At 59.5% G+C, this 21,617-nt stretch carries 21 protein-coding genes; 14 read left to right on the top strand and 7 right to left on the bottom strand.

All coding sequences use genetic code 11. The annotated features are described in order from the left end of the window. Positions 1-3 precede the first annotated feature (3 nt). On the bottom strand, positions 4-438 hold the full coding sequence (locus PSV43_RS16490) for a nuclear transport factor 2 family protein (RefSeq protein ID WP_300199699.1): 435 nt from the start codon (positions 436-438) through the stop codon (positions 4-6). 78 nt (positions 439-516) lie between these two features. Further along, positions 517-1,428 carry a ParB/RepB/Spo0J family partition protein gene (locus tag PSV43_RS16485; RefSeq protein WP_300199697.1) on the bottom strand — a complete coding sequence of 304 codons (912 nt, stop codon included), beginning with the start codon at positions 1,426-1,428 and terminating at the stop codon, positions 517-519. Between the two features lie 243 nt (positions 1,429-1,671). Between PSV43_RS16485 and PSV43_RS16480 the strand changes: the two genes are divergently transcribed. The 3 genes from PSV43_RS16480 to PSV43_RS16470 all read left to right on the top strand — a co-directional run bounded on the left by PSV43_RS16480 (position 1,672) and on the right by PSV43_RS16470 (position 3,223). Beyond that, positions 1,672-2,547, top strand: coding sequence for a YicC/YloC family endoribonuclease (locus tag PSV43_RS16480; RefSeq protein ID WP_300199694.1), 876 nt, complete (start codon positions 1,672-1,674; stop codon positions 2,545-2,547). 74 nt (positions 2,548-2,621) lie between these two features. Then, positions 2,622-2,840: a DUF2281 domain-containing protein gene (locus PSV43_RS16475; RefSeq protein WP_300199691.1), complete on the top strand. Its 219-nt coding sequence runs from the start codon at positions 2,622-2,624 to the stop codon at positions 2,838-2,840. After that, positions 2,837-3,223 carry a type II toxin-antitoxin system VapC family toxin gene (locus tag PSV43_RS16470; protein WP_300199688.1) on the top strand — a complete coding sequence of 129 codons (387 nt, stop codon included), beginning with the start codon at positions 2,837-2,839 and terminating at the stop codon, positions 3,221-3,223. The genes PSV43_RS16475 and PSV43_RS16470 overlap by 4 nt, the downstream gene beginning before the upstream one ends. A 19-nt stretch (positions 3,224-3,242) precedes the next feature. On the opposite strand, the gene PSV43_RS16465 is transcribed toward PSV43_RS16470, so the two are convergent. Continuing rightward, on the bottom strand, positions 3,243-4,334 hold the full coding sequence (locus PSV43_RS16465) for a Gfo/Idh/MocA family oxidoreductase (RefSeq protein WP_300199686.1): 1,092 nt from the start codon (positions 4,332-4,334) through the stop codon (positions 3,243-3,245). Positions 4,335-4,415: 81 nt separating this feature from the next. On the opposite strand from PSV43_RS16465, the gene PSV43_RS16460 reads away from it, so the two are divergent. The 3 genes from PSV43_RS16460 to PSV43_RS16450 all read left to right on the top strand — a co-directional run bounded on the left by PSV43_RS16460 (position 4,416) and on the right by PSV43_RS16450 (position 6,517). Continuing rightward, positions 4,416-5,573, top strand: coding sequence for a Gfo/Idh/MocA family oxidoreductase (locus tag PSV43_RS16460; RefSeq protein WP_300199682.1), 1,158 nt, complete (start codon positions 4,416-4,418; stop codon positions 5,571-5,573). A 187-nt stretch (positions 5,574-5,760) separates the two neighbouring features. Next, positions 5,761-6,141: a hypothetical protein gene (locus tag PSV43_RS16455; protein WP_300199679.1), complete on the top strand. Its 381-nt coding sequence runs from the start codon at positions 5,761-5,763 to the stop codon at positions 6,139-6,141. A gap of 211 nt (positions 6,142-6,352) precedes the next feature. Continuing rightward, on the top strand, positions 6,353-6,517 hold the full coding sequence (locus PSV43_RS16450; protein ID WP_300199677.1) for a hypothetical protein: 165 nt from the start codon (positions 6,353-6,355) through the stop codon (positions 6,515-6,517). A 109-nt stretch (positions 6,518-6,626) separates the two neighbouring features. Here PSV43_RS16450 and PSV43_RS16445 read toward each other — a convergent pair whose 3' ends face one another. Both PSV43_RS16445 and PSV43_RS16440 read right to left on the bottom strand, forming a co-directional pair. Then, positions 6,627-8,129, bottom strand: coding sequence for a serine/threonine-protein kinase (locus tag PSV43_RS16445; RefSeq protein ID WP_300199674.1), 1,503 nt, complete (start codon positions 8,127-8,129; stop codon positions 6,627-6,629). A gap of 71 nt (positions 8,130-8,200) precedes the next feature. Then, positions 8,201-9,955 carry a serine/threonine-protein kinase gene (locus tag PSV43_RS16440; RefSeq protein ID WP_300199671.1) on the bottom strand — a complete coding sequence of 585 codons (1,755 nt, stop codon included), beginning with the start codon at positions 9,953-9,955 and terminating at the stop codon, positions 8,201-8,203. Between the two features lie 332 nt (positions 9,956-10,287). Between PSV43_RS16440 and PSV43_RS16435 the strand changes: the two genes are divergently transcribed. The 8 genes from PSV43_RS16435 (at position 10,288) to PSV43_RS16400 (ending at position 19,649) form a co-directional block, all read left to right on the top strand. Next, positions 10,288-11,373: a LexA family transcriptional regulator gene (locus tag PSV43_RS16435; RefSeq protein WP_300199668.1), complete on the top strand. Its 1,086-nt coding sequence runs from the start codon at positions 10,288-10,290 to the stop codon at positions 11,371-11,373. Positions 11,374-11,593: 220 nt separating this feature from the next. Continuing rightward, positions 11,594-14,230, top strand: coding sequence for a right-handed parallel beta-helix repeat-containing protein (locus PSV43_RS16430; RefSeq protein ID WP_300199665.1), 2,637 nt, complete (start codon positions 11,594-11,596; stop codon positions 14,228-14,230). Positions 14,231-15,437: 1,207 nt separating this feature from the next. After that, positions 15,438-16,535 (top strand): SUMF1/EgtB/PvdO family nonheme iron enzyme, encoded by a 1,098-nt coding sequence (locus PSV43_RS16425; protein ID WP_300199662.1) that lies wholly within the window; start codon positions 15,438-15,440, stop codon positions 16,533-16,535. Positions 16,536-16,905: 370 nt separating this feature from the next. Next, complete coding sequence (locus tag PSV43_RS16420; protein WP_300199660.1) at positions 16,906-17,328, top strand: DUF4442 domain-containing protein; 423 nt, start codon at positions 16,906-16,908, stop codon at positions 17,326-17,328. Beyond that, positions 17,325-17,960, top strand: a complete 636-nt coding sequence (locus PSV43_RS16415; protein ID WP_300199657.1) for a DJ-1/PfpI family protein — start codon at positions 17,325-17,327, stop codon at positions 17,958-17,960. The genes PSV43_RS16420 and PSV43_RS16415 overlap by 4 nt, the downstream gene beginning before the upstream one ends. 274 nt (positions 17,961-18,234) lie before the next feature. Then, positions 18,235-18,636 carry a nuclear transport factor 2 family protein gene (locus PSV43_RS16410; RefSeq protein WP_300199654.1) on the top strand — a complete coding sequence of 134 codons (402 nt, stop codon included), beginning with the start codon at positions 18,235-18,237 and terminating at the stop codon, positions 18,634-18,636. 23 nt (positions 18,637-18,659) lie between these two features. Beyond that, the gene (locus tag PSV43_RS16405; RefSeq protein WP_300199651.1) at positions 18,660-19,136 is read left to right on the top strand and encodes a GNAT family N-acetyltransferase; all 477 of its coding nucleotides are present in this window, start codon (positions 18,660-18,662) and stop codon (positions 19,134-19,136) included. Between the two features lie 15 nt (positions 19,137-19,151). Beyond that, entirely contained in the window at positions 19,152-19,649 is a 498-nt protein-coding gene (locus PSV43_RS16400) for a GNAT family N-acetyltransferase (protein ID WP_300199648.1), read from the top strand. A 669-nt stretch (positions 19,650-20,318) separates the two neighbouring features. Here PSV43_RS16400 and PSV43_RS16395 read toward each other — a convergent pair. Together PSV43_RS16395 and PSV43_RS16390 are read right to left on the bottom strand one after the other, a co-directional pair. Next, positions 20,319-20,804, bottom strand: coding sequence for a hypothetical protein (locus tag PSV43_RS16395; RefSeq protein ID WP_300199645.1), 486 nt, complete (start codon positions 20,802-20,804; stop codon positions 20,319-20,321). Positions 20,805-20,946: 142 nt separating this feature from the next. Then, complete coding sequence (locus PSV43_RS16390; RefSeq protein WP_300199642.1) at positions 20,947-21,390, bottom strand: hypothetical protein; 444 nt, start codon at positions 21,388-21,390, stop codon at positions 20,947-20,949. Positions 21,391-21,617: the final 227 nt, after the last annotated feature.

Below are 21,617 nucleotides of genomic sequence, written 5' to 3'. Positions count from 1 at the left end.
CGGTCAGTCGTTGTAAAAGACAAGGCTCATGATCTTCCAGCCTGTGGGCGATTTGATGAGCGTGAAACAATCGGTGCCGAGCGTGATGTCGGCTCCCTTCGTGAGCTTCCAGCGCACGCTGGCTTGGGCCGTGCGTTCGTCACTGAGAATTTTCATGTCCGTGGGCACCTCGGTCATCGGCACCGTGGTGCTGGCGTGGCTCAGTTTCTGCCCATGCAAAAAGTCGGTCAGCCCCTGGCTTTGCGGTACACCCTGATGCACGAAAACGACGCGCGCCTGCTCGTGAAAGCACCCGCCATATCCATCCATGTCCTTGGCAGACCATGTGGCAAAGTAATGCGTGAGAAATTCGCGCACCTCCGCCGCGTCCGTTTTTGACTCGGCTGGCTTGCAGCCCAGAAGCATGAGCGCCAAAACAAGCAAGGACGTTTGACGCATGAAGAATGTCATCTGCCTGGAACGCATGCGTGTTTCGTCATTCGTCATTCGGATTTCATCTTTGGCGCACAGCGCCCGTTACTCCTCCACAAAGGTCTCTTCTTTGACGCCAATCACACTGAGGATCCGGTTCAAATCTTCCACACCGTAGTAGTCGATCTCAATGCGTCCTTTTTTCTCGGAATGATGGATGCTGACATTCGTCGTCAGATGCTGAATAAGCTTCTGCTCCACCGCCTCGACCGCACGGATCAGGTCCGTCTCCGTAGGCTTCGGCTTGGGCGGCGGCGGCGGGTGCAGGATGGCATCCACCGCTTTTTCAGTGGCACGAACTGTGAGACTCTTGGCGACGATCTGCTGCGCCAGACGTTCCTGCTCCTCATGCTGCTTGAGCATCAGCAGCACCTTGGCATGCCCGGTTGAGATCTTCGTCGCCACCAGCATGTCGCGGATGCCCACCGGCAGTTCCAGCAGGCGCATGGTGTTGGCCACCGTGGCGCGGTTCTTGCCCACGCGCTGCGCAATGTCCTCCTGGCGCATGTTGAAATCCTTCGCCAGACGCGAGTAGGCCTGCGCCTCATCGATGGGGTTCAACCCTTCGCGCTGCAGGTTTTCAATCAGCGCCATCTCCAGCACGTCCTTGTCGCTGGCTTCGCGGACAATGACGGGAATTTCCTTGAGACCCAGCTCGCGTGAGGCACGGAAACGGCGCTCACCAGCGATCAATTCCATCTTGCCGTTCACCCGCCGCACGATCAGCGGCTGGATGATGCCGTGCTCACGAATGGACTCCATGAGCTCCGTGAGCATCTCCGGCTGGAACTCCTTACGCGGCTGCAGCGGGCTCGGGACGATCTGGTCCAGCGTCACCCGATTCACCACATCTCCAGGGGCTGGTTGGGCAAGCGCAGGCAGACGCGAGACTCCTGACACCGATGAGGATGCCGAAATGAGTGCGCCGAGTCCTTTGCCGAGTGCCGCTTTTGCCATAGGGATGGCGAGACTAGGGAGCACCCGGGGGGATGCAAATTGGAATCGCGGCGAATGTGCCACCCACAGGGTTGACGCATGAACAGCAGCAAAAAATCTAGCTGTCACGGAAAACGCTGTCTTGCCGTCCTTTTTGTCCTTCGGAGAGGACCCAACGCTCTCCTTGGCCTCTGCATGCGTCAGCCCTGTCCGCCGCCGCATCCAAAGCTTTACCAATGTCAAATCTCGTTCCATCTGATGGCTATGAAAAGCATGACAGGATTTGGCCGGGGTGAATCACAGCGCTCCGGCGTGACGTGGAGCGTGGAATGCAGCTCCGTAAACCGCAAGCAGCTCGAAGTCGCCGTCAATCTCCCCCGCGAACTTTCCGAGCTGGAAAACGCCGTCCGCACCGAGGTTTCCGCCGCTGTTTCTCGCGGACGCGTGAACGTGGCTGTGCGCAAGGAATCCGCAGCAGCGGCCACCGATTCCATCCGCGTCGATCAAGAACTGGCGGCCAGTTACTACCACGCCATGAGTGCCCTGGCACTGAAACTGAATATCCCCTCGGACATCTCCCTGACAGACATCACCCGCATGCCCGGCGTCATCACCCAGGCACAGGCAGAGGTCATCACCGAAGACGCCTGGCCCTCCATTCAGGAGGCGCTGGCCGGCGCCCTGAAGCAGTTGAACATCATGCGCAGCACAGAAGGCGCCAGCCTCCGCAGCGACATCGAGACACGGCTCGCAGCCATCGAATCCCTGCTGGAGTCGATCCGCGCCAAAGCCGCCACCGTCCCCGAGCACCAGCGCAAAGTCCTCCGCCAGCGCCTCGAAGACGCCGGCCTCCCCCTCCCTCTGGACGACGAACGCCTCGTCAAAGAAATCGCCCTGTTCGCGGACCGCACCGACATTTCCGAAGAGCTCACCCGCGCCGCCAGCCACGTACAGCAGTTCCGCTCCTACCTCGCCAGCAGCACGCCCGCCGGACGCAGCCTGGATTTCCTCCTCCAGGAGTTCTTCCGCGAGTTCAACACCATGGGCTCAAAGTGCAACAACGCCGAAATCGCCCACCACGTCGTCACCGCCAAAACCGAGCTCGAAAAAATCCGCGAGCAGGTGCAAAACGCGGAGTGACGAGGGCGTTGCAGGCTGCCCGCTCTTGCACAGGCGATGATCGGGACTATGTTCCGCACAAGTTCACGCAGCCCATGACGATCCAGCAACTCATCATTTCGGAGGTCGCACACCAGCCGGAACCGCTGCTGCGCGAATTGTGGCATTACTTGAAGTTTCTCAAATCCACTTCGGATGAAACAACACCGGTGTCGCAGCCAGTGATACGCAAAGGTTATGGTTCGGTTCCAGGCATTGTCCTGGCAGACGACTTCGACTCCCCCTTGGCTGAATTTGCTGACTACCGTCCATGAATGTGCTGCTGGATGCCCACGCCTTGCTCTGGTATCTGGCCGGCAGCAGCCACCTGAGCACCGCCGCTCTCGCGGCAATCCAAGATCCTGCCAACACCCTGTTTGTCAGCCCCGCGACATTGTGGGAAATCGGCATCAAGGACTCGCTGGGCAAGCTCACGCTTCCTGAACCTTTTGAGAAACTGTTTCCAGCACGTCTGGATGCCGATGGAATCATGCTCCTGCCGATCTTGATGCCTCACCTGCAACGGCATCGCCACCTGCCGCTGCATCATCACGACCCTTTTGACCGCCTCATCATAGCTCAAGCACTGGTCGAAGAGCTCACCCTCATCTCACGGGACACAGAGTTCCCGGCCTATGGAGTGAAGCTGCTCTGGTAGATGATGTCCCCTGAGGTTGTCACGAAGCCCCCGGCTTCGGCAGCCCCTTCGGCACCGATTTGGGTGACGAAGGCTTCGGCTTCGCCGTCCCATCCTCCGGCAGCCACGCCTCAGGCGCACCCGCTTTTACCATCACCTCACGCAGCGTGACTCTCGCCCCATCCCGGTGCTTGCTCTCCTCCGCAGCCGCCATAAAGGCGTAAATCTCCATCGTCTGCCTCGGCGTCACCGGCGCCAGCTTCGTCTGAAAAAATTTAACGATCTCACGCAGCATCGGCGTGTAGTCACCCTCCGACTTCTGCTCCGTGATCTGCGTGTCCCCAAAACGGATCACCTTGTAGCTCATCGCGCCTTCATGAATCGCCACCAGCGTGCCGGTGCGCCCCTCGGACCACAGTCCCGTCACGACGGATTCGGACGGCGTCGTCGTTCGCGTGACGGAAAGGCACCCGGAACCCATGACGGTAAACAGCGACTCCGTGGGGTGAACGCCATAGAAAAACAGGTCAGGGTGGTGCGGCAGCACATGCGCCGGTCCATACGAAATGACACCCCGCGCCGGAGTGGGCTCCGCATTCGCGACCTCCAGCACCCCGGGATACCAGCGCACGGCGGACGCGCTGAACACCGGCACCTGCGCTGCCGCAGCCAGTTCGTAAATTTCCACCACATCCTTCAGAGACGCCGCCACCGGCTTGTCCATGAAAACCGGTTTACCAGCCGCGATGATCTTCCTCATCTGCTCCAGCCGCGGCCGGCCTTCCAGGCTCAGCAGCAGCACCGCATCCACATCTTTGCAGACCTCCTCCACACTCGCGACGATGCGCACCCCAAACTTGTCGCGCACCGTGGCCGTGAAGCCCTCGATCCGCGACTTGCTCTCCTCAATGTCAGGACTCCCCCCGGGGAAAGCGACCACCACCCGCGCACCGGGAATATGGTTGGGATTCGCCGGATCGTTCAGGCGCAGCGTAAACTGTTCCGAATGCGAAGTGTCGAGGCCGATGATGCCAATTCGAAGGTCGTCTGCCATAAGGGAGGGGCTGAGCAGCGCCGCCAGACATCCCACAGCTGGAATGAGCAGGTCTCGGAGGCGGCGGAGTAGGCGCATGCCCCTAAAATGCAGGCTGGGCGGGCAAAGCGCAACTGTTGAGTCGCTTGACCGTCTCGCCTGCCCCGCTAGTCTCGCACCATGGATACCGTCAGAATTGGCATCGTTGGGCTTGGAAACATGGGCAAGGCACACCTTGCAAACATTCGCGCTGGCAAAATTCCCGGCCTGCGTGTCACCGCGCTGTGCGAGAGCGTCGGCACTCTGCCGAACCTCATCGAAGGCGAAAAAGCCTTCACCGACGTCAACCTGATGATGCGCAGCGGTCACCTCGACGCCATCCTCATCTGCACCCCCCACTTCAGCCACACCACCATCGGCATCGCAGCCCTACAGGCTGGCCTCCATGTGCTCGTGGAAAAGCCCATCTCCGTCCACAAAGCCGACTGCGAGCGCCTCATCGCCGCCCATACGGACAAGAACAAAATCTTCGCCGCCATGTTCAACATGCGCACCAACGCCTGCTTCAAGAAGGTCAAAGACCTCATCGACAGCGGCGAACTCGGCGCCGTCCGTCGCGTCCACTGGGAAGTCACCAACTGGTTCCGCACCAACTACTACTACGCCACCGGCGGCTGGCGCGGCACCTGGAAAGGCGAAGGCGGCGGCGTCCTCATGAATCAGTGCCCGCACAATCTCGACCTCTTCCAGTGGCTCTTCGGCATGCCTCAAAAAGTGCGCGGATTCTGCCAGTTCGGCCGCTTCCATGAAATCGAAGTCGAGGACGATGTCACCGCCGTCATGCAGTATGACAACGGCACCACCGCCACCTTCGTCACCAGCACCGGCGAAGCCCCCGGCATCAACAAGCTCGAAATCTCCGCCGAACAGGGCCGCCTCACCGTCACCGACGGCACCCGCATCCACTTCCAGCGCAACCGCCAGCCCATGAGCAAATTCTGCATGGAAGCCGAAGCCGCCTTCGCCATGCCCGAAAGCTGGCACATGGACATCCACGTCGATCAAGCCGGTGGCCAACACATCGAGATCCTGCAAAACTTCACCAACGCCATCCTCAAAGGCGAAAAATTGCTCTCCCCCGCCGCCGAAGGCCTTCACAGCGTCGAACTCGCCAACGCCATCCTCCTCTCCACCTGGCAGGACAAAACCATCGAGCTCCCCATGTCCTCCGCCGACTACGAAACCATCCTCAAAGAAAAGGGCGAACAATCCACCTTCCAAAAAACCAAAGTCGTCGCCAAAGCCACCTCCGACGACTTCGCCAAAAGCTTCCGCTAATAAAACAGCCCCTGGTCACCCAAACCAAAAAACGCCGCCCGGGAAACCGCGCGGCGTTTTTTTCTGCTCAGCCCCGGTCCGCCGATAACCACTCAAATTCTCCTCTTCCTCTTACTCCCGGTTCCGTCGGCACACTGATTGCTTGCAACCATTGAATAAATTCTCACGTACTACCATCTGACACATCATGCTCTCCCGCCTCACAGCCCTGATCCTCACCCTCTGCATCGGCCTCCCGATGTGCTGGTGCTGCATCGCGGCTCCCCAGCAGGAAGAAGTGGTCAGTTGCTGCGCCCTCAAGCAGCACGCGACCTCCGATCAGACACCTGCTCATTCCCAGGAACCCAACTGCCCCTGCGCCAAACACGAAACCGCGCGCGATCTCGCCGCCTCCTTCGTCAACGCCCCAGCACCCGCTTTAAAGCTGCTGGCAGAGCCAACTTGGTCCACCCTTTCGACTCCCATCCTCACCCCAGAGGCTTTCGCGAATCACGCGCCCCGTCACGACCACGGGCCGCCCTTGCGCACCGCACCGCTCTACACGCGGCATTGCGCCCTGCTGATTTGAAGCCACGCGCCACGCGTCTGGAAGCTAGACGCTCCGGGCAATGACTCGATTCCGCGCGGCCACCCAGAGTGCCGCCCTCTAGACCGGCTGCCCGGTCGTCTGGCCTCACCGCCAGTTCAAACGCCACTCCATTGGCAAACCGGCATGCGCACGCCTGCGCCGCACGCCGCAATTCAGGCAGGCACATCAAAACACAAACACATCCAATACTATGAAAACCATCCTCATGCTCATCGCCGCAGCCTCCGTCGCCACCCTCTCCAGCACCGCTCTTGCCGCCGGCAAGGCCTGTGAAAAGTGCTGCAAGGACAACTGCGCCGCCTGCTGCAAAGAAAAAGGCAAAACCTGCGGCAAAGACTGCTGCAAAGGCGAATAACGCCCGCTCAAAACCGCGCCGTCACCCGGAAACGGGTGGCGGCTTTTTTTGGTAAAACAACCGACAGGAGCACTCGCCCTTTTTGAACGGTCGCCACGAAATGGCTGCATCACCTGTCGGCAGCCTGCTTGAGCGCCTTCAACGACGGCGCCCCAGTCAGCTTCGCCATCTCCGCAGCCACAATCTCCGCACGCCTTGCCGCATCCATTCGATCCTTGGCCTTGGCCTGCACCATAGCATTGTGCGCCTTGCGCAGTTTTTCGGCGACGGGCGAGGTGGGATTTTTATCCGCTCCCGTGGCCGCCCAGTCTTGGGCAAACGAGTTCACCAGCCTCGCCAGCTCGGCATCATTCTGCTCCAGCTTTTGCATCACCTCAAGAATTTCACCCGGCGTCGCTTCAGCGCTGGTGGAAGAGCTGCGTGACGCACTCTTGGAAGACGGCCAGAAGATCAACGCCAAAAATCCAACGACCACCACAGCCACCACCCCGATGACCAGCACGAGCTGTTGCTGCTGCTGCGTCATCCGAACAGCCGGCTTTTGTGGCGGAGCAGCTTTCCGCTTCTCGGCCACACCCGGCGCACCCGGCGCACGCACCCCCGGGGCGCGCGGCACTCCAGGCGCGCGTGCAACCGGTACAGCAGGCTCTGCCGACGCTGCCGCACCCGAGCCTGCCCCCAAACGCAAGCCTGCACCCATTCCCGCCCCCATTCCCGCCCTCGGGGCAGCTCCCATGCCGATGCCTAGATCAATGGCCATGACATTGCCAGGATCCGCCCCCGGCTCCGCAGCCTGCTTCATCGCCACATTGATATGCGCACGAAGCTCACCCGCTTCCTGATACCGCTTCTCCGGATCGGGGTCCATGGCTTTGGCGATGATGCTGTCCCACCGCGTCGAAATTTTGGCAAATTCCGTGACCGAGCGCCGCGGCTCACCTGGAATCGTGCCGGTCAGCATCTCATAGAGCACCACACCTGCGGCATAAATGTCCACCCGGTGGTCCACCACGCTGCCGCCTCGAATCTCCGGCGCGGCATAATCCGGCGTTCCAAAGGGGTTCTCCTGCTCAGCTTCGTCGGAGACTGGTCGCGCCAGTCCAAAGTCCGCCACCTTCACATGGTCGGCACCATTGACCATGATGTTTCCTGGCTTGATGTCGCGATGAATGATCTGGTGCTCATGCGCAAAGGTCAGCGCCTCGCACAGCTGCATCGCCAGGTTCGTCGCCTTCCGCAGTGAAAGCCCCCCCTTGTGAATAAGATCGTGCAGGGACATCCCCTCGATCCATTCCATCACCAGATACAGGTGCCCTCCCGCCGTGATGCCAAAGTCATACACACCCACGATGTTGGTGTGGTTCAGCTTCGCCATCGCGCGCGCCTCGATCTTAAAACGATCAATGAATTCCTTTTCAGCCCCAAACTCCGGCGGCAAAATTTTGACTGCCACCCGCCGGTCCAGGCTCTCCTGATAAGCCTTGTACACCGCACCCATTCCGCCGCATGCCGCTAGTTTTTCAAACTTGAACTGCAGCAGGTAGGCGTTCATCGCCTCCAGGCTCGGGACATCAAACGAAGGCAGCTCGCTAGGGGTAGTTTCTTCGGACATGACTGGTTCATAACCTTCTACAGCTTCTGCCGCGAGGAAAACATCTTAACTGTCCGTCCTGTAATGGCTGCTCAACGCACAGGCTCTGCGGCCGTCGGCGGCACATTGCCCACCCCCGTCGCGCCAGCCACGTTTTGTCTCAAGGCACTCAGCGATGGGGCCGTCTTCAGCTTTGCCAGCTCCGCCGCCACGACTTCCGCACGTTTCGCCGCTTCATCCTTGCCTGCGGCAGTGCGTTCACGAGCCTTCTGCAAAACAAGCTCGCACTGTTCTGCGCGCATTTTCTCCGCAGCCATCACCCCGCGCCCTTCAATCGCCTCGCGTTGCGCGTCGTACGCTTTGCGCAGCGTCTTGAGCACTTCTGGCCACAGCGGATCAGGTTCCCCCAGCGGCTCATGATTCGCAATATGGGAGATTTCGCTCAGCACAAAATCACGCTGCTGCGGCACCACAGCGCTCAGACTGCGTTGCAGCGCCGGAATGTATTTGTCAGCCAGGCTCTGCATTTCAGATGCACCTTCGATCTCCCTATTGGCCGCCCATTCCACACCAAAATCCTTGACCATCTGCGCCAGTTCAGGATCACGATCCTCGATCTTCATGATCGCCTCCAGCGGCGTTTCCGGCGGCTCTGTCACCGGTACCATAGCAGGCATCATCGCGGGCTTAGGCCTTGGAACGGCGGCAGGCACCGCAGCAGTCTTCTTCTCCACCGGTGGTACCGCTTTCGGTTGTTTCTTTTCCGGTTCCACAACAGGCACCACCACAACAGGTTCCACCTTCTTTTTTACTTTTTTCCCAACGCCTTCATCAACCTTGGGAAGAGATTCGCCAGAGTTCCGCTTCCGGCGTGTCGCAGGTTCAGGCTCCCCTTTAAACATCATGCCAAGCACAATGCTGATGCCGATCACCGCAACCCCGATCCACACGAAGTTCAGCGGCTTGAATGCACCTCGGCTCTTCGACTCATCCTCCACCACCGTCACAACTCCCACAGCCTGTGCAGACTGGTTCATCAGCATGGCAATATGCGCGCGGAATTCGCCCACGTCCTGAAAGCGTAGCGCGGGATCCGCATGCGTAGCCCTGTCGATCAGTTCATCCCAGCGCGGAGACAATGGCGCAAACTCCTGCACTGACCTTCGCGGCTGCTGCGGCACACGTCCCGTCAGCATCTCGTACACCACCACCCCTGCGGCAAAAATGTCCGCCCGCTGGTCCACCGCACCCTTGCCCAGAATTTCCGGAGCCACATAATCCGGCGTGCCAAAAGGATTCTCTTCCGCCTCCCCCGTGATCGGCCGCGCGAGCCCGAAGTCAGCCACCTTCACCTGATCATCCTCGCTGATCATGATGTTGCCCGGCTTGATGTCACGATGCAAAATTTTGTGATGATGCGCAAACGCCAGCGCATCACAAAGCTGCATCGCCAGGTTCGCCGCCTTGCGCACCGGAATGCTGCCGTTTTGGATCAGCGTGTGCAGCGTCTGCCCCTCCACCCATTCCATCACCAGGTACAGATGTCCTTCCTTCGTGATCCCAAAGTCATAAACCCCCACGATGTGCGTGTGGTTCAGCTTCGCCATCGCACGCGCCTCCGATTTAAATCGATCCGCAAAGTCCTCCTGCCTGCCAAACTCAGGAGGCAAAATTTTGATCGCCACCAGCCGGTCCAGGCTCACCTGCCGACCCCGATACACCGCCCCCATGCCACCGAAAGCCGCAAGTTTTTCAAACGCATACTGCGGCAGCAACGCCGCCATCTCCTCGACGCTCGGGACGTCAAACGGCGGTAGATGCTGCTGGGCTGAAGATTCCTGGGACATGAAAAAGTCGGCGGACTGTTACCGATACGCACCCGAACAGCGAGTAAAATCACCGCCCACCACTTTGCCAGCAAAGTCAGCACCCTTTGGACTGCATAGCTCTTTCTTAAAACACCGCCGATATTCCTTCGCCCTCGCACAAAAAGAGACTCGGCATGAAAAGCGACGGCCCATTGTGCTTGGGTCTGGTACTTTTATCTCATTTACCCTTGGAGCAGCAGCCAGCCACGTTATTGGCGCAAAAAATGCATAGGAGTCAGACGCGCCAAATCCACCCCGCGCATCTCAGTCAAACAATCCCGCCACATGCTGCGGCATCACCTCCTCATTTTATGCCACACTCCCCAGTCTCCGAAGAAAAACTTATCGGCTTCCCCGCACGCTGTCTCTCGCTGCGTCAAAAGCTCCGCGTCTCAAAACCCGAGCTCGCCCACTGGCTCGGCGTCGGCCGCAGCTACGTCACCGTCTTGGAGAAAGGCCGCCAGGCTCCCTCCAGACCCGTCTTCCAATTGATCGAAAAACTCGAAGCTGCCGCCAATCTCAAACAGCTCGCCATGCACATGCCACAGCCCGACGCCACCACTGCACCCACCGAAATGGCAGGACTCCCTCCCGCAGCCATCGAAGCCCTGGACCGCTTGGTGCAGCAGGAGGAAACATCCGCACCACCTGCGCCCCCCATCGAGCCCCCCGTCATCCGCGAAAAAAATGCGTTCTCACTCCGAGTCGCCGCCCTGCGCGAAAAAATGGGAGTCTCCCGCCCGAAACTCGCCCAGCGCCTCGGCGTTTCCCGCCAGTACGTCACCAAAATCGAAAATGGTGCCCATGCCTCCCTCCCCGTCATCAAGCTCATCGAAAAGCTCGAAGCCGAGATCCAAAACGCCACGGGCATTGCCGCTGCGACGGTGCATGAAAACATCAGCGTAGCCCCCACTGCACCGCAGCCAGCACCCGCTCCAGTTGTGGCAGAAACACCCGCGCCTTCCATTCCCACCGCCCCAGCCCACTGGCCCCCCCGCATCGCCCCCCTGCCCGTGCTCACCATCTCTGCCGCTCGCGATCTCACAGCGCCTGCGCAGGCAGTCTTCGCCGCCACCGAACACTTCCCCTTCAGCGTCAGCGATCCTGATGCCTTCGCCCTCCGTCTCACCGGCGATGCCATGCAGCCCCAGCACCACGAGGGCGAACTCGCCATCCTCTATCCCAACAGCGTCCCCCACACCGGCAACCGCGTCATCGCACGCCTCAGCAACAGCCTCGGCGGCGACGTCCTCTTCCGCGTTTACAGCACCGCAGATCACGGCCACTCCATCGTCCTCTCCAGCCTGAACCCACTCTATCCCCCCGTCACCCTCAGCCCCGAGGAAATCGTCTGGATCTATCCCGTAGCCTCCACCGTGCGTCAGATGCTGCAGTAAGACTGCAAATCGCATAACTCATCGCCATCGAACTGGGTGCACAGCGCCCAGGGTGCGCGGGCCTCCGCGCCCGCAGCAGGTCGTCCGCGTAAAAAGCGTGTTGTTTAACAGCAGTCGCCGCAGACACGCTGGCAAAATGCCACACACTCTTAGCGGCGTTCAAACACTTGTCCGCAGGAGACTGCTGGGCCATGGAGGGCATGACCACCAGCCCCTCCCCATGCTCTCCCGCATCCTCGCCCTTTCTCTCTCTGCAGCCTCGCTCGCCTCCGCCGCAGACATCCACCTCTCCCTCACCGGCCCCATCTCCACCCCTCAGGCCGCACGCGACGCCGCACGCTCAGCCCCCAAGCCCGCACGCATCATCGTCTCCCCCGGCGTCTATACCCTCACCGAAACTCTCACCCTCGGCAAAGAAGACTCCCAGGTGAATTGGGTCGGCACAAACGCCACCTTCACCGCCGGCAAGCCCATCACCGGCTGGCAAAAAACCGACACCGGCCTCTGGAAAGCCCCCCTCCCAGACAAAGCCTGGAAGTTCGAACAGCTCTGGATCAATGGCCGCCGCGCCACCCTCGCCCGCTCGCCCAACAAAGGCTACTACCACATCACCGAAGCCGTCGGCGCAGGCGTGTTCCCAGACCTCAAGGAGAACATGAACTTCCACGCCTTCTCCATCGCCAAAGAGCAGTACGACGTCCTCAAATCAATCCCGCCAGCGGAACGCGACAACGTCCTCCTCACCGTCACCCACGCCTGGGCCGTCGCCCAGTGCCGCATCAAAGACCTCAACGACGAAGTCCTCGCCATCCGCATCAAAGACCGCTCCCGCTACCCCTTCGTCGAGTTCGAGCCCGACCAGCGCTGGTGGGTCGAAAACTTCCGCGCCGCACTCGATGCCCCCGGCGAGTGGTTCCTCGACCGCACCAAAGGCGAAGTCCTCTACCTCCCCCTTCCCGGCGAAGACATGACCACCGCCGAAGTCATCGCCCCCGTCGTGGACAAATTCCTCTCCATCAAAGGCGCGCACGATGTCCGCTTCGAAGGCATCACCTTTCAATACAGCAATCACCTCTACCCCGCCGACGGCCTGCACGATGGCCAGGCCGCCACCACCAGCGATGGCAGCATCGAAATCGAAGACAGCAGCGCCATCCATTTCAAAAATTGCGACATCGCCCACACCGGCCTTCACGCCATCTGGTTCAAAAACGGCTGCTCTGATTCCACCATCACCCACTGCCACCTGCACGACCTCGGCGGCGGCGGCGTCTATGTCGGCGAAATCGCACGCCCCGCCGAAGAGCGCGTCAATCATCATATCACCATCAGCGACTCCATCATCCACCACGGCGGCCGCCTCCACCCCAGCGCCTGCGGCGTCGTCTTCACCCACACCCAGCACTGCGCCGTCACCCAGTGCGACATCGCAGACCTCTACTACACCGGCATCAGCGCCGGATGGAACTGGGGCTATGGCGACACCGCCTCCCGTGAGACCCTCGTCGAAAACAATCACATCCATCACCTCGGCTGGGCCTACCTCAGCGACATGGGCGGCTACTACGGCCTCGGCACCTCCCCCGGCACCATCATCCGCGGCAATCACGTCCACCACGTCGCCAGCCATCGCTACGGCGGCTGGGGCCTCTACAATGACGAAGGCAGCGCCGACACCCTCATGGAAAACAACCTCGTGCATGACACTTGGAACGCCGGATTCCATCAGCACTACGGCTACTTCAATACCGTGCGGAACAACATCTTCGCCTTCGGCCACACCGCCCAGATCCAGGCCTCCCGCAACGAAGCCCGCCTCCGCTTCCGCTACACCAACAACATCGTCGTCTGGGACCCCGCATCACCCCTCCTCGACGGCGGCGAATGGAACTGGAAATTCTACGACAAACCCGAACGCGGCGATCCCAAAGACAGCCTCGTCTTCCGCAAAAACCTCTACTGGCCCACCGACGGCAAAATCCCCGCCACCCTCACCAAAACAAACTTCACCTGGGACGAGTGGCGCAAGATGGGCCGTGACAAAGAAAGCCTCTTTGCCGATCCCCTCTTCGAAGACCTCGCCCAGCGCGACTTCCGCCTCAAGCCCAACTCCCCCGCCGCAAAAATCGGCTTCAAGCCCTGGGACCTCACCCTCGCCGGCGTAGAAAAAACCGACCCCGCATGGCGCACCCTCGCCGCAAAGGGCCACACCTACCCCACCTGGGACACCGACGCCAAACCCTGGCCCGCCCCCGCCTACAAAATCAATCAAGACTTCGAACACGCCGGACTCGGCACCCTCGGCATTCGCGGAGCCAAATACACCCACGAAAACAAAGGCGAATCCATCGCCGTCACCGACGAACTCTCCTCCCCCTTCACACCCGGCTCCAAACGCTGCCTCAAAATCCAAGACGCCCCCGACCTCAAGCACAGCTACGATCCCATCCTCGACATCTACCCCACCACCTGGGACACCGGCACCTTCCACATCGAGTTCGATGTCATGGCACAAAAGGGTGCCGACTGGTTCTTCGAGATCCGCGGCAAAAACGGCGACTTCGGCAACGGCCCCTACCTCCGCTGGCAGAAAGACCAGCTCGTCGCAGGCACCGACGGCAAAGTAAAGCTCGCCACCATCCCCGCCGGCGAATGGTTCCGCGTCTCCCTCACCGCCACCACCGCCTCCGGCAAATGGTCCCTCGAAATCACCCGTCAAGACGGCACCAAACAATCCTTCCCAGATCTGATCTGCAAGCCCGCCTGGACCAACGCCGGCTACCTCCTCTTCAGCGCCCTCGGCACCACCAAAACCGCCTTCTTCATCGACAACCTGAAACTCGATCCAGTCAAATAACCGACTTGCTCCCGAATCAACGAGTTCCACATCGGGCGCGACGTTCGCAGTCGTAGGATGGGTGTGGCGACATCAAATCAAAGACTCTTGCCACCAGCGCCACATCTGGCGCGACGTTCGCGGTCGTAGGATGGGTGTGGCGACAGCCCGCCCGTCCATCAGCGCATGGCCATCATCCATCACGCGCAGCCTCCCAGCGTCGGTCGATTTGCCCCAGCAGCCTCTGGATGACAAGCCACCCCAGCCCACCAAACACACTCAACTCAGGTGAAGGGCAGTCGCGCCATTCAGGCAAGGAACAATCCCCGTAAAACAGTTTCCAAAACCGGCTCCCAAATCGACGGCCAGCTCGCGCCGCTCGGCTCGCGGAAACTTCATCCTCCGCTCTGAACCGCGCAGCGGTGACATATAGCGTTTTCCAAAACAGATTTCCGGATAGAGGAGTATTGCGACGCTCGACGGCGCTTGGAGGACTACTCGCACCGGGCATGCGCATGCCCAGCGAAGGATAGGGCTGGCCGTCCTCAGCCAGCCGCCGTCGAAGCCCATGATCTGCTAGCAAGAAACAGACTGCTAAACGGAAATTAGTTTTGCGAACCACTATAATTCTACATTGTTAGACTTGATCGTCAGGCAGGTTGCTTTCGGCTGACGTCTCAGCGCAGCAAAGTAGCCTTGTTCCTGTGGAACAAGGAACGCTCCGCCTCGCCCTAGACGCTTAACAATGTAGAAATAACGCATCCACGACTATTTCCAATGCATGGAACCGCGTAGCGGTGACACAACGGTAGCCGTGGGTGCCAACCCACGGTTCACGCATCCACAACCGTTTCCAATGCATGGAACCGCGTAGCGGTGACACAAATCCCCGCCTCCGCCCAGCGCATCGAGGCTTGAGTACAAGCTGCCCCACTTCGCTCTCCGCCCCGCATGCCCGGCGTAGGTAGGGCGGGGCAGTCCTCAGCCCGCCGTCGCCGGAGCCCACAATGTCCTTGGCCCGGATCGTGTCGTGATCTGCCAAAAAAAACGAATTTTGTCAGGCGCTATATCGCCATCTCAATCCGCAAACTCCACCAATCCCAAGCCTCAACTCGGCACCATCCACGTCCAACATTTATCTCCACGTTTCTGAAAGTTAGAAAGACAGGCCCTCCACTTCCCTATTGCCTGACATCATCTTGATAACTCCGTTTTTGCGGCACACACCATGATCCACACATCCTCACACTTCCGCATCGGCCTTGCCGGACTTCTTTTCAGCACTGCCCTCAGCACAAGTCCATCTCTGTCGGCAGCGGACAACATGAAACGGTTAGACTTGGGCACCAACGTAACTCTCGAACTGGTCAGCATCCCCGCTGGCGAATTCATGATGGGCAGCTCGCCCGCCGAAAAAGCCTGGGCCACCGGCATCGAAGGAGGCGCGCAGCCCGGGACGGTGCGCGAGTCTTACGAAGGCGAGCAGCCGCGCTTGATGCGGGTGAAAGACGCCTTCTGGATGGGGCGCACCGAAGTCAGCGTGGGTCAGTTCCGCCACTTCGTGGAAGAAACCGGTTATGTAAGCGATGCAGAAAAACCCGGCGGGGAAACTCAGGTCTTCAATCCCGAGTGGAATGGCTACCACCTGACGACGAAAGCAGTACATCCATGGATCTCCATGGCAGGCAAAAGCTGGCGTGACCCAAATTGGGGATTTCCGAACTTGGACGTCTATCCGGTCGTCTGTGTGAGTTACAACGACATGCGGGCATTTTGCCAATGGCTGACGGCAAAGGAAAGCAAAGCCGGCAGGCTCCCCGCAGGCATGGAGTACCGGCTGCCCACAGAAGCAGAATGGGAATATGCCTGCCGCGGCGGCAGCAAGGAGAGCCAGTCTTTTTGGTGGGGCAACGACATCGAAGCCGGACAGGGCAGGCTGAACATTTCCTCCATCGATTTGCTGCCGGGCCGCGACAGGACTTGGCCGCTGGCCAAAGTACCCTGGAGCGACGGCTTTGCATTCGTCTCGCCAGTGGACCACTACGGCGAACAGGGACGCAACGGTTTTGGTCTGGCCGACATGTGCGGCGGAGTCTGGGAATTTGTTCTCGATCACTTTGATGACAAAGGCGGTCATGAAGAACTGCATTTCGAAAACCCAGAACAGCGCTCCGTGTCACGCCCCGTATGCAAAGGCGGAAACTACTTTGATGTCCCCGGCAACGCACGTTGTGCCGTTCGTCTCGGCATCAAAAACGTGACCTATTCCGACTCCCGCGACGGCTTCCGCGTGTGCTTGGGCGTGCCTCGCAGCGTCAAGCCCTGAAGCGGGATGCCACAGCGCCAAATAGCAAGCGGCTCAAATGATAGAGTGATTTTCAAAACAGATTCACGACTCCATTCCGCACGACCCGCATACATTTTGCGGAAATTCGGCCGCAGTTCTGAACCGCGTAGCGGTGACACAATCGTAGCCGTGGGTGCCAGCCCACGGTCGGCGCGTCCATGATCGTTTCCAATCCGTGGAACCGCGTAGCGGTGGCACTAACCTGCCTTGCCTCCCATGTTTCGGCGCTGACCAACGATCACGATGTCCTCCGCATCTTCATCGCTTGCACCCATGCTGAATCCGCGTTGCATCCCACCTTCATCCTCAGCACCTCGCAACATACGACGCTAGGCCAACACGCACTCCCATGAAGCACAGCGTCACCGAGCTCCCCTTCAACCGCTTCCTCGGCCTCGAATCCGCCACGGACCCCACACATCTTCTCCGTCTCCCCGCAGGCCCCCAATACCTCAATCACCTCGGCACCGTCCACGCCAGCGCCCAGCTCGCCCTCGCCGAAGCCTCCAGCGGCGAGTTCCTCCTCCGCACATTCGGCCCCGACTCCGGCGTCATCCCCGTCGTCCGCCGTCTCGAATCCAAATTCCGCAAACCCGCCAACGGCTCCATCACCTCCACCGTTTCCGCGCCACCCGAAACGCTGGAGCAACTGCGCGCCGACCTCGCCGCCAAAGGCCGCGCCATCGTCAGCATCGCCGTTGAACTCCACGACGAATCCGGCGCACACACGCTCTCCGCCACCATCGAGTGGTTCATCACCAAACTCCCATGAACGTCGGCATCTTCATCTTCAACGACATCGAAGTCCTCGACCTCGGCGGCCCCTTTGAAGTCTTCTCCGTCGCCACCCGCGTCAAAGCCCGCCTGGAGCCCGGCTCACTGCCCCCCTTCAACGTCTTCGCCATCGGCGAGACAACCATCCCAATCCGCACCCGTGGCGGACTCATCGTCACTCCCAACCACTCCTTTGCCGATCATCCGCGCATCGACCTCCTCATCATCCCCGGCGGCATCGTGTCAGCAGAACTGACCAAGGAAACCGTGATCTCCTGGATCACTGCAACCGCCGCCCAGGCGAAGACCATTGCCAGCGTATGCACCGGCTCATTCCTGCTCGCCAAAACAGGCCTGCTCAATGGCAAACGCGCCACGACGCATTGGGAGGACATCGACGACATGCAATCCATGTTCCCACAGGTAACCGTGGAAAAAAACGTCCGTTGGGTGGAGCAGGAAAACATCATCACCTCCGCAGGCATTTCCGCCGGCATCGACATGTCCCTCCATCTCGTCTCCCGTCTCGACTCCGAATCCCTCGCCCTCGCCCTCGCCACCGCCAAGCAGATGGACTACCGCTGGCTTCCCAACAACGATGACTCCACACCGAAACCCCTGATGCCATGAGCGTCTCTTGTTCGATGAAAGCGGCCTTCGACACTTGCGACACAATCACCACGATTTGCTCTTCAGCCCCAAAGGGGCGACATATCGTAGCCCAGGGTCAGCCGAGCCTTGGCGAGGCGACCCTGGGTACAATTCATAACGGCCGGGAAGCAAACCCAGCACACCGCTACACCCCAAGCTCACCAGCAGCGTCTGCAATGAGTTCCGCCACACGCAAACCGTGGCGCCACATCCAAGATTCACGCCCTCATCTCAACTGCTTTCCTTTCGTCCCATGAACAAGATCACCGCCACGGACACCGCTCCCGAAGCCCTCGTTCAACAACAGCTCGACGCCTACAACGCCCACGACTTGGACGCTCTGCTGGCCACCTACGCCGAAGACGCGCGCTTGTTCGAACACCCCGCCACGCTGTTAGCCTCTGGCACCACCCAGTTGCGCGAACGCTTCGCCCTGCGTTTCCAAGAGCCCAATCTCCACGCGCATCTGACCCAACGCATCGTCATGGATCGCTTCGTCGTGGACCACGAGATCGTCACCCGAACTTTTCCCGAAGGCACCGGCACCGTCGAACTCATCGCCACCTACGAAGTCATTGACGGCAGAATCATCAACGCCTGGTTCCTCTCCGGCCCCAAGATGCTTGATTCAGTTCAGCCCGCTTTCAAGATGTGAACCTAGCCTCGAAGCCAGTCATCATGAAGAACATCGACCTTAGAGAGATCACATTGCAGAACCTGGATGAAGTGATCGACCTCACGGTGGGCCCCGCTCAAACGAGCCTCGTCGCTGACAATCTCTACTCCATCGCTCAGGCAGGCCTTGATCCTTTGGGATGGTGCCGGGCAGCCTACCTGGATGACCAACCCGTGGGGTTCATGTTCGTCAAAGCATTGAACGAAGGCCGTAACATGTATCTCTGCCGCTTCATGGTGGGTCACCGTCATCAGGGGCAGGGCATCGGATTCTGCATGATGCAGGTGCTGTTGCAGTCGCTCTTCTCATCGACCTCGGTGGACTTGGTGGATCTGGCCGTGTCACGCGAGCCCGGTGGAGCCGAAGGTTTTTACCAGAAGTGCGGCTTCACCGCGACGGACGAGCCTTATCGCGGCGGTTGGCGCATGGTCCTGATGCGCACTCAATTCCAAATGCTCCAGACTGCTCTGGATGCCTAAAAAAGACGGCAGCCCATGAATGATCCCCAACAACTGCCAGCCCCCGTGAAATCCGCTTGGAATCTCGTTCAAGTGGAAGGCTCCTCAGCCCCCGGCTGCGACCTCGTCCGCCAGTGGCTGCGCGAGCACAACTGGGCCGTCAATCCGGCATTCATGACGCTGCTCCACGAACCGCAGCACGACGCCCAGCCCCTCGTCCTCCTCACCCATGCTGATGACAACGTAGTTGGCGGCCTCCTCGCCGAAACCCAGCTCTCCTGGCTCCGCATCTCCATCATGTCCGTCCATCCCGAATGGCGCTCCAAAGGCATCGGCTCCGCCCTGCTCGCAGAAGCCGAACGCCTCGCCCTCGAACGCGGCTGCAAGCACGCCTATGTCGATACCATGGAATATCAGGCACCTCAGTTCTATCTCTCTCACGGCTTCGAACAAGTCGGTAACATCCCCGACTGGGACTCACACGGCCACAGCAAAATGTATTTCTCCAAGTCATTATTGAGACCCGCAAAATAGGGTGTCACGTCGCAATGCCGCTGATGCAGCCCTCTTGTCACTACGCGGAGTTTGAAACACCTGTGCTGAATGGCCATGGCAAGTACATGCCATCTTATGGCATGCTTCAAGCCGCAAGCCTCTCCCTCCGAAAGCGCGTAGCGCTGGCACAACAGTAGCCGTGGGCGCCAGCCCACGGAACCGCATCACCCATGTCTCCCAATTTAGTGGAACCGCGTAGCGGTGCCACAAAATACCGCCACACCCAAATCTGACCGCCAAGCGCTGTCGCGGGTTTTCAAACACCGCCTGGTTCTTGCATTGCCTCCCGGAGGGAGCGTGGAAATTAGCCGGTGGTGAAGCGAGGCTTGCCGAGCGAGAACCACCGGATCACGCGATGCAAGCATGAAGGACCAAGGCCGCATGCCGGAGGTATGCGAGAACCGTGCGCAGATTCATCGAGACCGCTGGCTTGCTTAAGCTTCTCGCCAGCCTCCGGCACACGACTCTGAACATGTTGATGTCGTCTGACTGCTCCGGTGGCTCTCGCTGCACCGCTTCACGGTTTCGCTTGGCCTCCCGCCTTCAACTCCTGAAAATTCACGCGCGAATGCAATATCGAGAGTTTATCACGGCGTTGATATGGCCATGGCTCGAAGCCGTTGACGGTACTATGACGCGCTTCCAGGCTCATCCGATTCTAAAGTGTGGATATAGAGCCCCAATATAGTCGTTCAGTCTCTCCATGAGGCGGTCATACTCATACTCCGTGAGTGCGATGTCAGTCAGAAGATATCGATCTAGTGCGATAAGCCCTCTCCGGTGAAGAAGTAACTGTAACCGCCCGTGATTCCACCGACCAGACAGCGAACCAATCTCTGTCCAAGGATAGAAGCGACGGCCATACTGGACGCCCTGTGAATCTATCCGCAACTCCAGGCGAAAGTCGGTCAGATAGTATCGAATCAGCATGGTGCCGAGAAAAGCGAAGAGACTGGAGATGCCGATTGGAAACAGGCCAACAACCAGCTTGCTGGGATCACGCCAAGCAGCGACCCATTGCGGGACAAGAAGGATAAGAAAGAAGGAAGAGAACGCAACGCACACCATTCCCACGATCAATGTGGAAAGACGCCGATAATGATATGTCGCAGTGTGATAGACTTCTTGCGTCATGGTGGGCGTGTTGAGTGGGGCGAACGTATAAGCTGTGCCGACCGCCGGGGCGGGGGAGAGCGTGGAGACGGGAGGCGGGATAAAGTCATGGAAGCATGGCCGACAGAGCAGCCCCGGCGGTTGGCACCAGCGCCTTGTTCGCTTATTTGTATTTGATTCCAGGGATGCGCCATACATCTCCTAACTTGACCGCTGGAAAGGTAAGCTTGAAATCCAGCTTCGGCTGCTCGCCTTCCTTGGATGCAAAACGAATCACGATCCAATGCGTAGGTGGTATCAGATACTCTAGCTCTTTGCCTTGGAACGAGCCTGGCAGCTTCATCTCCGGAGTATGATCCTTGGTGGTGTGGATCATGGCTTCTGATGCCTGCAAGTTCTGCCTCTCAAAAACGGAAAACAGTGAACTCATCGCTTCGCTAAGTTCCTTCGGCTCGCCCGTGGTGAAGCACAACGCCCTCAACTCTTTCGCTGATTTGGCCTTGGCAGCTAATTCGATCTTGTCGCCAAGCACATCTACCGTCTGCTGCGAATAAGCGAGTCCACAAAGCATCACACAGACAAAGGTCGATATTGTTTTTGTTTTCATGACTTGATTAGAGAACGACCCCATGCTCAGCGGCGGCGGAAGCACAGGCCGTGACAGCCGTAGCCGTTCGCTGCAGCGCATGGTTAGGCGTTGCGGGTTCTTAGTGAAATCTCATGAGGCTACCAGCGATTTAGATGTTCGTTTAGATGTTGGAACGGCGGGAAGAACTTGAACATGAGAAAGCGCCCCGCGACGAAAAGAATGAGTGTTGCGATGCCGAGCGGACG

Source organism: Prosthecobacter sp. (genome assembly GCF_029946185.1).
Classification (GTDB): domain Bacteria; phylum Verrucomicrobiota; class Verrucomicrobiia; order Verrucomicrobiales; family Verrucomicrobiaceae; genus Prosthecobacter.
The sequence above is the reverse complement of the archived record's forward strand: the minus strand, read 5'-3'. Positions and strand labels throughout refer to the sequence as shown.